A 14457-nucleotide genomic window follows, 5' to 3' on the forward strand; every position below is an offset into this window, starting at 1 on the left:
TCAATCCTCTCCGCGGGCCATCGTGAAGAATTCGACGCGCGTTTGCGCGGCGGTGGCGGCCTGGTGGGCCGCGCGCTCGGTCAGGGCCTGTGCAAGCGGCGCGATGACCACGTCATGCACGCGCTGGTGCCAGGCCGGGCGCTGCAGCAGCGCGTCGAGCACGGCGGCCTGTTCGGCGTGGCGCGTGCCGCGTCCCTGTATGTAGGCCACGCCAGCCGTGGCGGCCTGGCCTTCGGTCTCGTCGAGCACCACGGCGCAGCGCGTGACGGACATCTCACCCAGATTGAACTGGGCACCGGTGCCACCCGCGCGGGCCCGGACCATCGCCATGCCCGATTCGGGCTTGCGCAGCAGCCGGTAGCCGGGCAGTGCCGCCACGTCGCCGAGCTGCGAGTAGGCCGCATCGAGCGCATCCGATTGGGCCAGCGCCAGAATCCTCAGCCACGCGGCCCGTGCCGCGTTGGCCTGGTTGGCGGTTTCGCTTTGCATGATCACCCCTATACGTCTATACGTTTAGATGTACACTAACACAACACGGCGATACTAGAACACAGGCACATGAACGTTTCGTGACGGGTCGGACCTTTCCTCGGACACGCAACATCGGCGCCAAGGCATGAGGCACAATCGCACGCTATTGGTGAATGCTTGATGACAACAGGGCAAGGCAAGATGTCTGATCGGGAAGTCGAACGGGGTTCCGGCGTCGCCGTATGGCGGCAGATTGGCGAGGCGCTTGCGGAGGACATCCGCAACAAACTCTATGGACCGGGTGAGCAGTTGCCGCCGGAACCGGAGCTGGCCTCGCGCTTCGCCGTGAACCGGCATACGATCCGGCGCGCGATGGGTGAACTCGAACTGAGCGGCCTGGTGCGGATCGAGCAGGGCCGAGGCACGTTCGTGCAGGAGCATGCCATTGACTATGCCATCGGGCGTCGCACGCGCTTCTCTCAGAACCTGGCCGCGCAGGGGATGCGCGGCCACACGGAACTCGTCGATAGCCAGATCCTGCGCGCGCCGGAAATCGCCAAACATCTCGGCCTGTCCCGCACGGCGGAGATTCTGCATGTGCAGATGATCGGCAAGGCCGAAGGGCGTACGATCGACGTGGCCGAGCATTACTTCGATCCGAAGCGTTTTCCCGGTTTCGAAGACAAGGTGAGCGAGACGCAATCGATCTCGCGCGCGTTGGCGCAGTACGGCATTGCCGATTACACCCGCAAGTGGTCGCGCATCACGGCGGCCATGCCGAGCGCCCCGGTGGCGCGATTGCTGAATCAGCCGAAGACGCGCCCTATCCTGCAAGTGGAGGCACTGAACGTCGATATCGACGGCGCCCCCGTCCAATACAGCATGACGCGCTTTGCCGGCGACTGGGTGCAACTCACGGTCTCCGATCAGGATTGAAATGACGGCATCGTCCCGCTGTTCCACACGGGGTGATGCCCGCGTATTGGTCTAGACATCCGTCTGTCATCTACCAAAGCTAACGTATTGCCCATGCATACGATCTCTCAAACTTCATCGACCCCGCTCGCGGGGATCACCGGACGCCGCGTGATGGGCGCCGACGGCATCGGCCTGGCAACGCTGGGCATTCACAACGGCAGCGTGATGGCGCAGCCACCGGCAAGTGGCCCCTGCATCGACGCGGGCGACCTGCTGGTGCTGCCGGGCATTGTCGACATTCACGGTGATGCGTTCGAGCGTTCCGTGATGCCGCGTCCCGGCGTGAGCTTCCCGTACGGGGCCGCGCTGCTCGACGTCGACCGCCAGTTGCTCGCGCACGGCATCACGACCGAGTTTCATGGCGTGACCCTGTCGTGGGAGGGTGGTTTGCGTGGCGAGGCCTACGCGCTGCGCATGTTCGATGCGCTGGCCCAGTTGCAGCCCGTGCTGGGCGCGGAGCACAAGGTGCATCTGCGCTTCGAGGCCTATCACCTCGCTGGCGTGGAGACGGCCTTGTCGTGGATGGCGGATGGCCGCGTGGCCCTGCTGGCGATCAACGATCACCTGCCGACCATGGCGCGACGCATGAGTGACGAACGCAAGCTCGTGCAGTACGCGGAACGCGCCGAGTGCGATACCGAGACATTCCGCAACCGTCTGCGCGCAGCCAGCCGCAATGCGCAGGAAGTGCCTGCCGCGATGTCGTGCCTGATCGCCGCGGCGCTGGCCGCGAACCTGCCGATTGCATCGCATGACGATCCCGACGTGGCGACGCGCCAGCACTATCACGCCCAGGGCTGCCGGATCGCGGAGTTCCCGCTGACGGTGGAGGCCGCGACGCTGGCACGCCAGATCGGCGACGAAACCGTCTTCGGCGCGCCCAACGTGCTGCGCGGCAAGAGCCATACCGGCGCGCCCAACGCGACGGAAATGGTGGCCGCCGGCCTGTGTTCGGTTCTGGCTTCCGATTACTACTATCCCGCGCTGCTGCAGGCCGCATTCAAGCTCGCGCAGCTTGGCGTGTGCTCGCTGCCCGAGGCGTGGCACCTGGTGTCGCGTAATCCGGCCCGTGCGACGGGGCTGCGCGACCGTGGCGTGCTCGCGCCGGGAATGCGCGCCGATGCGATTCTCGTTGACGACAGCCAGCCGGGACTGCCGCGTGTCTGCGCCACCATCGTCAATGGTGAGGTGCGTCATGCGTCCGGCGCGCTGTCGATGACTGACCTGGCCGATCTCGCCGATGTGGCTAACGCTCGCGGCAGCCTGGCGGCATGACGATGCAGGCGCACCGCTACGCGATCTATCTCGCGCCCGCCGAGCCATTCCGCACGTTCGGCGCGCAATGGCTTGGCCGCGATGCCGACACCGGAAATCCAATGCCGTTGCCGCCGGGCATCGCATCGCGTCCCGCCGAATGGGTCAAGGCCCCGGCGCACTATGCGCTGCACGCCACGCTGAAGCCGCCGTTCCGTCTGGCCGATGGCACCGATGCGTCCATGCTCGACGCCGCCGTCCGCGCGTTCGCACGGGAGCGCGCCGCGTTTGACGCGCCGCTGACGCTGCGTGCCTTGCGTGGGTTCCTGGCCTGGTGCCTTGACGATGCGCGGGCGCAGGGCGGCAAGCGGATGCATGAGCTTGCCGACGACTGCATGCGTGCCTTCGACCATTTCCGCGCACCGGCCACGCCGGAGGAAGTGAGCCGGCGTCGGCCCGACCAGCTGACGGCAGCGCAGCGCGAGATGCTCGAAGCCTGGGGCTATCCGTACGCGTTCGATACGTTCACGTTTCATATCACGCTGAGTGGCATGCTTGATGCCGACAACGAGGCCGCTGCGTTCGCGCAGTTATCGGCCAGCGGCGGCAGGTTGCTCGAGAGCCCGCTGCATGTCGATGCCATCAGTCTCTTCGTTCAACCCGAGCCCGGGGCGGATTTTATCGTCGCACGTCACTACGGCTTCGATGGCACCACCGTCGACGGCGCGGGTGTCGGCTATCTTTCGGCATGACCACACGATTCCACTCCGGCTCCGCGCCTGATGGCAGCGGGCTGTTCTATGTGATGGGCCCGTCCGGCAGCGGCAAGGACTCGCTGCTGCGGGCCTTGCGCGAACGGCTGCAGCGCGATGATCGTATCGTGGTGGCTCATCGCTATATCACGCGTGCTGCCGACGAAAACGAGGCATCGGTCGCACTGTCGGCGGACGAGTTTCACCGCCGCGTGGATCTTGGCTGCCTGGCGCTGCACTGGAATAGCCACGGCTTGCACTATGGCATTGGCGTGGAGATCGAGCAGTGGCTGACGCAGGGCATCAAGGTTGTCGTCAATGGCTCCCGAGAGTACCTGCCGCAGGCGGTGGCACGCTATCCGCATCTATGCGCAGTGCATGTGCGCGTGAAACCCGAGGTACTGGCCGCGCGTCTGCGCCAGCGCGGGCGTGAGTCGGAAGAGGGAATTGCCCGGAGGCTCGCACGCGCGACGCAGCCGTTCGATGTGCCGCCTGGCTGCCGGGTGGTCGAGATCGACAATAGTGGCGACCTGGCCGATTCGGCCGATGCATTCGCGCGATTGGTTGGCGCTGCGGGGGATTGAGGCGCAGTCCGTGTCTCGCGGTTTCTCGCCACTACGCGGGCGAGGGGCCGGGGGGAGAGGGCAAGCGTCTGAACGACAATGCCCCCGAGTACGGCTCAAAGCGCTGTACTGAAGCTGATCCCGTGCTCGGTAAACCCGAGCTGCCGATAGAACTGATGCGCCTGCAGGCGCCGCGCGTTCGATGACAGCATGAGTTTGGCCGCGCCGGCCTCACGCGCCAGTCGCATGGCTTCCTGCATCATCTGCTTGCCGATTCCACGGCCTCGCGCGGCCGGCGCGACGACCACGGCTTCGAGTATCGCCTCGGGCCGTCCGTCGTGCACCATCACCGGAAACACCAGCAGGCTGAACGTGCCGAGCGGCACCCCGTCCGCATCGAACATCAGATAGACGCGGTAGTCCGGGTAGCGACGCATCGCGGCAAAGCGCTCGCGCATGGTCTCCAGCGGCAGCGGCGTCTCGTTATCCATCGTCGCCAGCAGGGCGGACAGGTGCAGCAGCTCTGCGTCGGTGCCTTGGACTTCGCGGAGCATCAGCGCTGTGGAGAAATCGGCTTCGCTCATGCGACGCGGACACAGCGTGCGGCCATGTCGAGATAGTGGGACAGGGTAGGGGTCTGCAGATCTACCACCTTGGCCAGGTCGTCGTAGCGGCGCAGGCGCACAGCGGCGTCGGCGTGCACCTGCGCGGCGAACGCACTGGCCTGTTCGCTGTCGTATGGGCCGCCCTGCAGCGAGAGGCTGTGCACGGATACCGGCGAGAGCGTGTCGAAGTACGCGGGATCGACTGCACACAGATAGCGCTTGGCCGCCACGTGCATTCGCACCGGCTCGGTGACGTCTTCGCCGAACAGGCTGGCCAGCGCGTCGGCACCGGTTTCCTGGTGGCGCATGTCGGTGGTCAGGCTTTCGGCCAGCATCAGGTGGCCGATATCGTGCAGTAGTGCCGCGACGATCAGCGGTTCCGGATCGCCGGCCTGCTCGGCAAGCTGCGCGCACTGAAGCGCGTGAGCGGTCTGGCTGATAGCCTCGCCGCCGTAATACGCGGTGCCGTGGTTCTCGAACAGCGCTGCGATGCTGGACAGGGTCAGCGTGGTCATACAAGCACCTTGCGGATCTGGGCGGAGACGATGTCGAGGCCGGTCACGAACACGATGATGATGATCATCACGGCACAGGTTTGCGCATACTGGAAGCTGCGGATGATCTCCCACAGCACGGTGCCGATGCCGCCGGCGCCGACGATGCCGACCACCGAAGCGGAGCGCACGTTCGACTCGAAGCGATAGAGCGCGAACGACAGCCACAGCGGCAACACCTGCGGAATCACACCGTAGACGATTTCTTCGATCGGGCCGGCACCCGTGGCGCGCACGCCTTCAACGGGGCGCGGGTCGATCGCTTCCACGGCTTCGGCGAACAGCTTGGCCAGCACGCCCATGGTGTGGATCCAGAGCGCCAGCACGCCGGCGAACGGTCCCAGACCCACGGCGACGATGAACAGCATCGCGAAGACCATTTCATTGATCGCGCGGCAGGCATCCATCAGACGGCGGGCAGGTTGATAGACCCAGGGCGGCACGATGTTGGCCGAGCACAGCAGGCCAAACGGCACGGCCATGACGACGGCCAGCGCGGTGCCCCAGAGCGCGATCTGCACGGTGACGAGCATCTCGTCGAGATAGGTGTGCCAATCGCGGAAATCGGGCGGGAAGAAATCGGCGGCGAACTTGGCCATGTTGCCGGAGTCGCGCAACAGGTCCATCGGACGCATGTCCGCGCCTTGCCAGGACATGGCGAGCGTGGCCAGTACGATTGCCCAGATCAGCATCACGGAAAGGGAATTGCGCGGCGGCCGGACGGTACTCTGGGGTGTGGGCGGCAGGCCGGGCTTGGCGGTGGCGGTCATGGGCAGTCGGAAGAGGTAAAGCTGAAGCGGAAAATGCAAAGCCGATGGCGACCCGAGTGGCGCCATCGGCTTCAGGCGAGGCTTACTGCGTGCTGCTGGCGCGGTCGAGTTCGGCCAGGCGGCGCGAGACGTCGGCCAGCTTCTTTTCCTTGTCGGCAGCGGCCAGCGTGCTGTCGGATTCGATCTTGGCCTTTTCCTTGGCCAGTTCGATCTGACGGATCGGCACGAGTTGGGCATCGGTCGAGACGCGGAAGCCCTGGTAGGTCAGCGTGGCCAGCGCCTGCTTTTCGCGCGCGGCGTCGGCGCCCTTGCCGTAGTTGACGAAGAAGTCCTGGATCTTCTTTTTCAGCTCGGGCGGCAGGTCCTTGCGGTAGACCAGCGGATCGGCCGGGATCAGCGGCGACTTCCACAGCACGCGCACGTCGTCATAGGCGTTCTTGCCCGTGTTGATGCGATAGCGCTCGAAGTTCTCGGTGTTGTTCACGGCCACGTCCACCTGCTTGTTCAGCACCGACAGCAGGTTGGTTTCGTGATTGCTGATGCGCACGGCCTTGAACAGCGTCTTCGGATCGACCTTGTTGGCGGCCCACAGGTAGTAGCCCGGCACGGCCGTGCCCGACGTGGAGTTCGGATCGCCGGCGCCGTAGGTCAGGTCCTTGCCGCGCTTGATGACGTCTTCGACCGACTTCAGGTCGCTATCCTTGCGCGCGATCAGCAGCGACCAGTAGCCCGGGTTGCCGTCCTTGTCGATCACCGATGCGAACACTTCGCCGTTGGCGCGGTCCACGGCTTCCATGGCCGACTTGTTGCCGTACCAGGCGATCTGCACCTTGTTGAAACGCATCCCTTCGATAATGCCGGCGTAGTCCGAGGCGAAGAACGGCTTGACCTGCACGCCGAGTGCGCGGCTCAGGTCGTCGATCACGGGTTGCCAGGCGGACTTCAGGTTCGACGACGTTTCCGTCGAGATGATGCCCATGTTCAGGGTCTTGACGTCCTGGGCGAAGGCGGGCAGCGCGACGACACCCGAAGCGACCACGGCGAGGAAAGTTCTGCGAAGCATCGATGACTCCGTTTGGAAAGGCTGAAGGGAAATACGGGTTGGGTGAATCGGGTATTCGGGGCTGACAGTGCGAGGCCGGCGATGCGATGAGCTGGCGTGGCGTGGCGAGGGGTGCGAGGCAAGCCTCAGGCCGCGGCCAGATCCATCCTGACCATCACCGGCGCGGGCACGCCTTCGGCGCAAGAGGGGGCCTCGGGCACGCTGTCGTGCAGTAGCTCGTCGGCCTCGCTGCCGTACAGGTCGCGCAGCATCTGCTGCGTCAGCGCGGCGGAGGGGCCGTCATAGACCACCTTGCCGTGACGCAGTGCCACCACGCGCGGGCAATAGCGCATCGCCACGTCCACCTGATGCAGCGATACCACCACGGCGACCTTGCGCGTGCGGTTAATCTGCGCCAGTTGCGACATCACGCGACGCGACGATTCCGGATCGAGCGAGGCGATCGGCTCGTCGGCCAGGATCACCTGCGCGTTCTGTACCAGCGTGCGAGCGATCGCGGCGCGTTGCTGCTGCCCGCCCGACAGGGTCGAGGCACGCTGAAACGCATAGTCGTCTATACCAACCTGGGCAAGTGCGTCGAGCCCGGCTTGCACTTCGCTGGCCCTGAAGATGCGGAGCAGGCTGCGCCATTTCGGCACACGCGTCAGCATTCCCACGAGCACATTGGTGATCACCGGCAGGCGGCCCACCAGGTTGAACTGCTGGAACACGAATCCGATGTCCGCACGTACACGGCGCACATCGCGGGCCAGACGTCCGTTGCGCTGCACCGTGCGGCCGTTGACGAGGATCTCTCCCGAACCGGCATCGCCCGTGACGAAACCGGCCACATGGCGCAGCAGCGTCGATTTGCCCGAGCCCGATGCGCCCAGCAGCGCAACCATTTCACCCGGGGCGATTTGCAGCGTGACATCGTCAAGCGCCTTGCGGTCCGCGCGGAACGACTTGCTCAGTCCGCGGACTTCAATTGCATGCGTCATGTCGACTCCTTCCTTGAATGACAGGCGCATTCTGGCGGCCGACAGTGACAGAACGATGACGCCGACCGGCGTCATTCCCAATGGCCGGTCACGGATAGAACATTCCCTTAGTGTCCCGGTATGTCAAATTGATGTCCCGCGCAGTCAAATCGACATTCGGTGAGCCCCCATACTGCTTGACGCACCGCCGGATTCTGGAGGGAAAAACGGCGGGCTTCCGATAGAAAACCAGGCAGTTGTGACAGGGCCCGACAGCCGGCCTGCACAGGAGACACCGCTCATGCACCACCTTTCAGCCGACACGCAGCAGGCTAACAACAACGACTATCTGGTCAGCAAATCACGCGCATGGTTTGCGTTTGCCATGACCTTCGCGCTGATGCTGTTCGACTACATCGATCGTCAGGTGATCGTGTCCTTGTTTCCGCACCTGAAGGCCGCATGGAATCTTTCCGACAAGCAACTGGGCGGGCTGGTGTCGATCATCTCGGTGGTGGTCGCGCTGGGTGGCATGCCCGTTGCGCTGCTGGCGGACCGCGTCAGCCGCGTCAAGAGCGTGGTGGTGATGGGCGTGGTCTGGAGCCTGGCGACGATTTCCTGCATGTTCACCCGCAACTACTCGCAGTTGTTCATGGCGCGCGCGATGGTGGGTGTGGGCGAGTCCGGTTACGGCTCCGTCGGCGCGGCGCTGATCGCCAGCCTGTTCCCGGCAAGGCTGCGTTCGATGCTGCTTGGCGCGTTTTTCGCAGCCGGATCGATTGGCGCGGTGCTCGGCGTGGTGCTGGGTGGTGTGATCACTGCGCGCTGGGGCTGGCAGGCCGCGTTCGGCGTGGTGGGTGTGCCCGGCCTGTTGCTGGCGCTGCTGTACATGTTCGTGCCGGACTACAAGACCGCGGCGCTGGACACGCGTCCTGCCCATGAGCAACGGCAAGCGAAGAGCCTGTTCGCGCATATGGTGTCGGCGCTGACCAGCTCGCGAACGCTGTGGTGGACCTGCCTGGGCGCGGCGCTGCAGCTTGTCGTGGTATCGACGATCTGGGCCTGGCTGCCGAGCTACTTCAATCGCCTCCACGGCATGCCGGTGGATCAGGCCGCCATGCAGTCGGCGTTGATCGTGCTGTGCGGCGCGGTGGGTTGCTTCATCTGGGGCGTTGTCGCGGATATCGCCGGCACCAAGCAGCCGCGCAACAAGCTCAAGGCGGTGTCGTTCCTGTGCATGGTGACCGCGCCGATCCTGGTGATTGCGTTCGGCGCGGCGGAGTCCATGAACCAGCAGTTCCTGCTGATCGCGCTGGGCGGCTTCCTGATGACCTGCACGGTTGGGCCGGCTTCGAGCGTGGTGCTCGACGTGGTGCATCCGGGGCTGCGTTCCACCGGCGCGGCGCTGCTGTCGCTGTTCCAGAACCTGTTTGGACTCGCCATCGGCCCGTTCGTAGGCGGTGCGCTTTCCGACGCGTTTGGGCTGCAGGCAGCATTGACGGCAATGCCGGTCTTTGGCCTGCTCGCGGCGCTGTGCCTGTTGCGTGCATCGCGCACCTATGAGCGCGATCTGCAGGAGGTGGCGCAGATCCAGTCCGCCATCGCCGAACAACCCGCCGGGGCCGCGGCTTCGATGACAGCGTGATGAGTGAAGTGGATGTGCCTGGGGCAGTCGTAGCAGTGGGCGCGGAAGCGGGCCCCAGGCGCCCCAGCGTCGGCAGCATGGCGGCACTGACCGCTGGCTTGTCGATGCTGGGGCAGTTTGCCATTGCGACGTACCTGCCAGCGTTCGCGGCAATCGCGAACGCGCTTCATGCGAGCACTGCCGAGGTCCAGCAATCGCTGACGGCCTACCTGTTGCCGTTTGCATTGCTGCTGCCCTGGCACGGTGCGATCTCTGACGCGATAGGCCGCCGCCGCATGATTCTTGCGGGCTGCGTGTTCTTTGTGGCCGGATCGCTGGTCTGCGCCGGAGCGACCGGTATCGACATGTTCTACGCCGGGCGGGCACTGCAAGGCGTGGGGGCCGGGATCGGCGTCATCGTCGGGCGCGCGATGGTGCGCGATACGTTCGACGGCATGCAGGCCCAGAAAGTCATGGCCCTGATCGCGATGATCTTCGCGCTGGCACCGGCCCTGGCGCCGATCTGCGGCGGCTGGCTGCTGGTCTGGATGGGCTGGCGCAGCATCTTCGTGTTCCTTGCGCTGATCTCCGGGAGTCTGCTGGTTTCCTGCTGGATCTGGGTGCCGGAGACTTTGCCGCCAGCATGTCGGCATCCGATGCACCCAAAGCTGCTCGCGCGGGGCTACTTCGCCATGTTGTCGAGCCGGAGATTCATGTCGCTGGCGCTGGCCAATGCCGGGGTGAACCTGGCGATCTACATCTACGTCTTCGCGGCGCCGCGCTTCGTCTATCAGCATCTGGGGCTCGGCGCGCAGTCGTTCGGCTGGCTGTTCATTCCGATCGTGGCGGGCATCATCGCGGGTGCGCTGGTGGCACATCGCATTGCCGGCCGCACGAGTCCGGAGTCCAGCGTGAATCGGGGCCATCTCGTGATGATGGCGGCCGGTGTCTTCAATCTCGCGGTGGCCGCGCTGCACCTGCCGCCGATGCCCTGGGCGCTTGTCGCGTTGCCGGTCTTCGCGGCGGGAATGATGATGACGCAGCCCAGCCTGCAACTGCTGGCGCTGGACTGCTTTCCGGAGCGGCGGGGTCTGGCCTCCAGCGGCTACGTCACGACGCAGCAGATCGGCAACTTGCTGTCTTCCGCGTTGCTGGTGCCGCTGTTGCTGGACTCCACGATGAAGATGGCGCTCGGCATGGCCGGTTTGCAGATCGCAGGGCTCGTGGCGTTCCACGTGGCCCTGCGCGGCCGGCGGGTGGGGGTTACATCAGAATGATGTCGTACTGCTCCTGGTGGAACGTCGATTCCACCTGGAGAGAGATCGGCTTGCCGATGAAGTCCCCGAGCATCGCAAGATGCTGGCTTTCTTCCTCGAGGAACAAGTCGATGACTTCCTGCGAGGCCAGGATGCGGAACTCGCGCGGATTGAACTGGCGCGACTCGCGCATGATTTCGCGGAAGATGTCGTAGCAGACCGTTCGCGGCGTCTTGACCTGGCCCTTGCCAGTGCAGACCGGGCACTGCTCGCACAGCACATGCGCGAGCGATTCGCGCGTGCGCTTGCGTGTCATCTCCACCAGACCGAGTTGCGAGAAGCCGTTGACCGTGATGCGCGTGCGGTCGCGTGACAGCGCGCGCTTCAGTTCGGAGAGCACCGCGTCGCGATGCTCCACGTTCTCCATGTCGATGAAGTCGATGATGATGATGCCGCCCAGGTTGCGCAGCCGGAGCTGCCGCGCGATGGTGTGCGCGGCTTCGAGATTCGTCTTGAAGATCGTATCGTCGAAGTTGCGCGCGCCGACATAGCCGCCCGTATTGACGTCGATCGTCGTCATCGCCTCGGTCTGGTCGATCATCAGGTAGCCGCCGGACTTCAGGTCTACCCGGCGCGACAGCGCCTTTTCGATTTCCGCGTCGATGTTGAACAGGTCGAAGATCGGGCGCTCGCCGGTGTAGTGCGACAGGCGCGGCAGCACGGCGGGCGTGTATTCCTGCGCGAACTCCACCAGCTTCTGGTAGTTCTCGCGCGAATCGATCTGGATTACGCCAGTGGCGTCATTGATGAAGTCGCGCAGCACGCGCTGGGCCAGGTTCAGGTCCTGATAGAGCAGGCTCGGCGCGGGCAGGGTGGTGGCGTTGGAGCGGATCGTCGCCCAGATCTTGCGCAGGTAGGCGATGTCGTTGCCAAGTTCCTCGTCGCTGGCTTCCTCGGCGATCGTGCGCACGATGAAGCCGCCGCGCTCGTCGGTGGGCACCAGGCCCTGCACGCGGGCACGGAGCGCTTCTCGGTCGATTTCACCCTCGATACGCTGCGAGATGCCGATATGCGGATCCTGCGGCAGATAGACGAGCGTGCGGCCCGCGATGCTGACCTGTGTGGACAGCCGCGCGCCCTTGGTGCCGATCGGGTCCTTGATGACCTGAACCATCAGCGCCTGGCCCTCGAACAGCGTTTTCTCGATGGCGAGGTGGCCGTTCTTGTCGCCGTCACGCGGATGCCAGATGTCGGCCACGTGCAGGAACGCAGCGCGCTCCAGACCGATGTCGATGAACGCCGATTGCATGCCCGGCAGCACCCGCACGACCTTGCCCAGATAGATGTTGCCGACCAGCCCGCGCGTCAGCGTGCGTTCGACATGGAGTTCCTGAACGGCCGCCTGCTGCACGATGGCGACGCGTGTTTCCTGCGGCGTGATGTTGACGAGGATGTCTTCGGTCATAGCGATGGATACGCTTTATCTCGCGTCGCCGATCCGTTGGCGCTTGTTGTTGTGGCCCGGCTCGTGGCCGGGCATTTGACCCCAGTGGTCTTGTCGGAGAGGTTGGGTCGGAAGGCCGGGTTGGAAGCGCCGGTCAGAAGTGCAAACCGGCCTCGCGCAGCAGTGCCGCCGTCTCGAACAAGGGCAGGCCCATGATACCCGAATAGCTACCGTCGATCCGCTCGACAAACTCCGCCGCGCGGCCCTGGATGCCGTATGCGCCTGCCTTGCCGAGCGGCTCGCCGCTGGCCACGTAGCGCTCGATCTCGGGGGCGAGCATCGGCCGGAAAGTGACGTGGGAGATCGACAGCGCATGGCGCTGGCCGGCGGACGTTGCGACAGTCACGGCGGTCAATACGCGATGAGTGGTGCCGGAAAGCGACGCCAGCATGGCAGCGGCGTCGCGCGCGTCGGCGGGCTTGCCGAGAATGTCGCCGCCACGGCAGACCGTGGTGTCGGATGTCAGGATCGGTGCATCGGGCAGTCCGCGACGCGCGCGGCGTTCAAGTGCCGCGTCGGCCTTCAGCGCGCAGACGCGCTGGACGTAGTCATCGGGGGACTCGCCGGGCCGGACGGCCTCGAGCGCTTCGGCATCCTCGCCGGCATCCGCCAGCAGCAGTTCATAGGTCACGCCGAGCTGCGTCAGCAACTCGCGGCGGCGCGGGCTCTGGGAAGCCAGATAGAGGATGGAGGTCATGGGAAATCGAGGCGAGAGAAACGGTTGCCCCGATTGTACTGGCTTGCCCTTCCGCAATCTCGGAGAGAGGGCCAACCGCAGCCGGTGTTCAGGCCCGATGATCCAGGCCCAATGACTCGGGCCCAATGACTCAGGCGCGATGATATGGATGATTCTGCGTGACCGACCAGGCACGATAAAGCTGCTCGGCCAGCAGCACGCGCACCATGCCGTGTGGCAGCGTCAGGCTCGATATGCGCAACAGTGTGTGCGCGCGTGCCTTGAGTGCCGGATCGAGGCCGTCCGCACCACCGATCAGGAAGGCGACGTCGCCGCCTTCGCGCTGCCAGCCGGTCAGTTGCTCGGCCAGTTGCACGGTGGTCCAGTCCTTGCCGCGTTCGTCGAGCGCCACGATCCGGCATTGCTTTGACAGCGAGCCGAGCAAGGCCTCGATGCGCGCGGCTTCGCGTTGCATCACCGTGGCGGCGTTATTGCTCGATGAACGGGCTTCCGGCTTGACCTCGCGAAGCTCGATGCGCAACTCGGGCGGCATCCGCTTGGTGTACTCGTTGAAACCGGTTTCGATCCACGCGGGCATCTTGTGGCCGACAGCCACGATAGCAAGTTGCATGAGAGATGCCCGGTGGTCGGTACGTCAGGAAGTCAGGAAGGGTCAGGCCGAACGCGTTGCGCGCTTGCGCGGTGCGGCGGTCTTGGCAGCAGCAGTCTTGGTCGCGGTGGTCTTGCGAGCCGTCGTCTTCGTGGCGGTGCCGGTTGCCGACTTGCGGGCCGGCGTCTTGGCGGCCGTGCCGGTCGTCGTCTTGCGAGCCGTTGTGGTCTTGCGTGCCGGTGCCTTGGCTGCGGTGCCCGTGCTGCTGGTCTTGCGCGCCGGCTTGCGGATCGTGGCGATCGCGTCCGGATCGGTGTCCTCGTGACCCATCGGCGGCGACGGCTCCTTCATGCCTTCCGGCAAACGGGCCAGCGCCGGGCGCAGGTTCGATGCGCGACGCACGCGCGGGGCCGGCTCGGCATCCTCGTCGTCCATCGGCTCGCTGGCCTTGGCCAGGCCCTTGCCAGCAGCCAGCTTCACGCGCACCGGCTTGTCGCCCCAGATCTCTTCCAGGTTGTAGTACAGGCGCAGTTGCGGCTGCAGGATGTGCACCACGGCGTCGCCGCAGTCCACCAGTACCCACTCGCCGGTCTCCAGGCCCTCGACCGCCACGATGTGGCCGCCGGCATCCTTGACCGTATCCCGTACCGACGCCGCCAGCGCCTTGGTCTGACGGTTCGAATTACCGCTGGCGATCACCACCCGGTCGAACAGTTCGGTCAGGTGAGTGGTGTCAAACACCTTGATGTCCTGCGCCTTCACATCCTCGAGCCCGTCGACGATCGCGCGCTGCAGTTTACGAATATCCATGGTGTCTT

Annotated in this window: 16 protein-coding genes; 6 read left to right on the forward strand and 10 right to left on the reverse strand. The window is 65.2% G+C overall.

Annotated elements, in window-relative coordinates; genetic code table 11:
• Positions 1-489, reverse strand: coding sequence for a phosphonate C-P lyase system protein PhnG (phnG, locus tag K6G35_RS03785; protein WP_080709667.1), 489 nt, complete (start codon positions 487-489; stop codon positions 1-3).
• A gap of 183 nt (positions 490-672) precedes the next feature.
• On the opposite strand from phnG, the gene phnF reads away from it, so the two are divergent.
• The 4 genes from phnF (at position 673) to phnN (ending at position 4039) form a co-directional block, all read left to right on the forward strand.
• Positions 673-1407, forward strand: coding sequence for a phosphonate metabolism transcriptional regulator PhnF (gene phnF, locus K6G35_RS03790; protein WP_186426423.1), 735 nt, complete (start codon positions 673-675; stop codon positions 1405-1407).
• A gap of 93 nt (positions 1408-1500) precedes the next feature.
• The gene (locus K6G35_RS03795; protein WP_035881548.1) at positions 1501-2724 is read left to right on the forward strand and encodes an alpha-D-ribose 1-methylphosphonate 5-triphosphate diphosphatase; all 1224 of its coding nucleotides are present in this window, start codon (positions 1501-1503) and stop codon (positions 2722-2724) included.
• Entirely contained in the window at positions 2721-3455 is a 735-nt protein-coding gene (locus K6G35_RS03800) for a DUF1045 domain-containing protein (RefSeq protein ID WP_495676109.1), read from the forward strand. The genes K6G35_RS03795 and K6G35_RS03800 overlap by 4 nt, the downstream gene beginning before the upstream one ends.
• Positions 3452-4039 carry a phosphonate metabolism protein/1,5-bisphosphokinase (PRPP-forming) PhnN gene (gene phnN, locus K6G35_RS03805; protein ID WP_495676110.1) on the forward strand — a complete coding sequence of 196 codons (588 nt, stop codon included), beginning with the start codon at positions 3452-3454 and terminating at the stop codon, positions 4037-4039. Before K6G35_RS03800 ends, phnN begins: the two co-directional genes overlap by 4 nt.
• 95 nt (positions 4040-4134) lie before the next feature.
• On the opposite strand, the gene K6G35_RS03810 is transcribed toward phnN, so the two are convergent.
• The 5 genes from K6G35_RS03810 to phnC form a co-directional block, all read right to left on the reverse strand.
• The gene (locus K6G35_RS03810; RefSeq protein WP_495676111.1) at positions 4135-4602 is read right to left on the reverse strand and encodes a GNAT family N-acetyltransferase; all 468 of its coding nucleotides are present in this window, start codon (positions 4600-4602) and stop codon (positions 4135-4137) included.
• A complete protein-coding gene (locus K6G35_RS03815; protein ID WP_008645157.1) occupies positions 4599-5138 on the reverse strand; it encodes a phosphonate degradation HD-domain oxygenase in 540 nt (179 codons plus the stop codon). The genes K6G35_RS03810 and K6G35_RS03815 overlap by 4 nt, the downstream gene beginning before the upstream one ends.
• A complete protein-coding gene (gene phnE, locus K6G35_RS03820) occupies positions 5135-5947 on the reverse strand; it encodes a phosphonate ABC transporter, permease protein PhnE (protein WP_035881553.1) in 813 nt (270 codons plus the stop codon). Before phnE ends, K6G35_RS03815 begins: the two co-directional genes overlap by 4 nt.
• Before the next feature lie 82 nt (positions 5948-6029).
• Entirely contained in the window at positions 6030-7010 is a 981-nt protein-coding gene (phnD, locus tag K6G35_RS03825) for a phosphonate ABC transporter substrate-binding protein (protein WP_008645163.1), read from the reverse strand.
• Between the two features lie 125 nt (positions 7011-7135).
• On the reverse strand, positions 7136-7990 hold the full coding sequence (phnC, locus tag K6G35_RS03830; RefSeq protein WP_495676112.1) for a phosphonate ABC transporter ATP-binding protein: 855 nt from the start codon (positions 7988-7990) through the stop codon (positions 7136-7138).
• A 280-nt stretch (positions 7991-8270) separates the two neighbouring features.
• On the opposite strand from phnC, the gene K6G35_RS03835 reads away from it, so the two are divergent.
• Both K6G35_RS03835 and K6G35_RS03840 read left to right on the forward strand, forming a co-directional pair.
• The gene (locus tag K6G35_RS03835; RefSeq protein WP_495676113.1) at positions 8271-9614 is read left to right on the forward strand and encodes an MFS transporter; all 1344 of its coding nucleotides are present in this window, start codon (positions 8271-8273) and stop codon (positions 9612-9614) included.
• Positions 9614-10870 (forward strand): multidrug effflux MFS transporter, encoded by a 1257-nt coding sequence (locus K6G35_RS03840; protein ID WP_029700497.1) that lies wholly within the window; start codon positions 9614-9616, stop codon positions 10868-10870. The genes K6G35_RS03835 and K6G35_RS03840 overlap by 1 nt, the downstream gene beginning before the upstream one ends.
• Here K6G35_RS03840 and rng read toward each other — a convergent pair.
• The 4 genes from rng to rsfS form a co-directional block, all read right to left on the reverse strand.
• The gene (gene rng, locus K6G35_RS03845; RefSeq protein ID WP_008645167.1) at positions 10857-12314 is read right to left on the reverse strand and encodes a ribonuclease G; all 1458 of its coding nucleotides are present in this window, start codon (positions 12312-12314) and stop codon (positions 10857-10859) included. The two genes, K6G35_RS03840 and rng, sit on opposite strands and share 14 nt — an antisense overlap.
• A gap of 133 nt (positions 12315-12447) precedes the next feature.
• A complete protein-coding gene (locus tag K6G35_RS03850; RefSeq protein ID WP_286879766.1) occupies positions 12448-13050 on the reverse strand; it encodes a Maf family protein in 603 nt (200 codons plus the stop codon).
• Between the two features lie 130 nt (positions 13051-13180).
• Entirely contained in the window at positions 13181-13660 is a 480-nt protein-coding gene (gene rlmH / locus K6G35_RS03855; protein ID WP_495676114.1) for a 23S rRNA (pseudouridine(1915)-N(3))-methyltransferase RlmH, read from the reverse strand.
• A 42-nt stretch (positions 13661-13702) separates the two neighbouring features.
• Complete coding sequence (rsfS, locus tag K6G35_RS03860) at positions 13703-14449, reverse strand: ribosome silencing factor (RefSeq protein WP_029308308.1); 747 nt, start codon at positions 14447-14449, stop codon at positions 13703-13705.
• Between the last annotated feature and the right edge of the window lie 8 nt (positions 14450-14457).

The sequence above is a fragment of the Cupriavidus sp. HY129 genome (assembly GCF_059492215.1).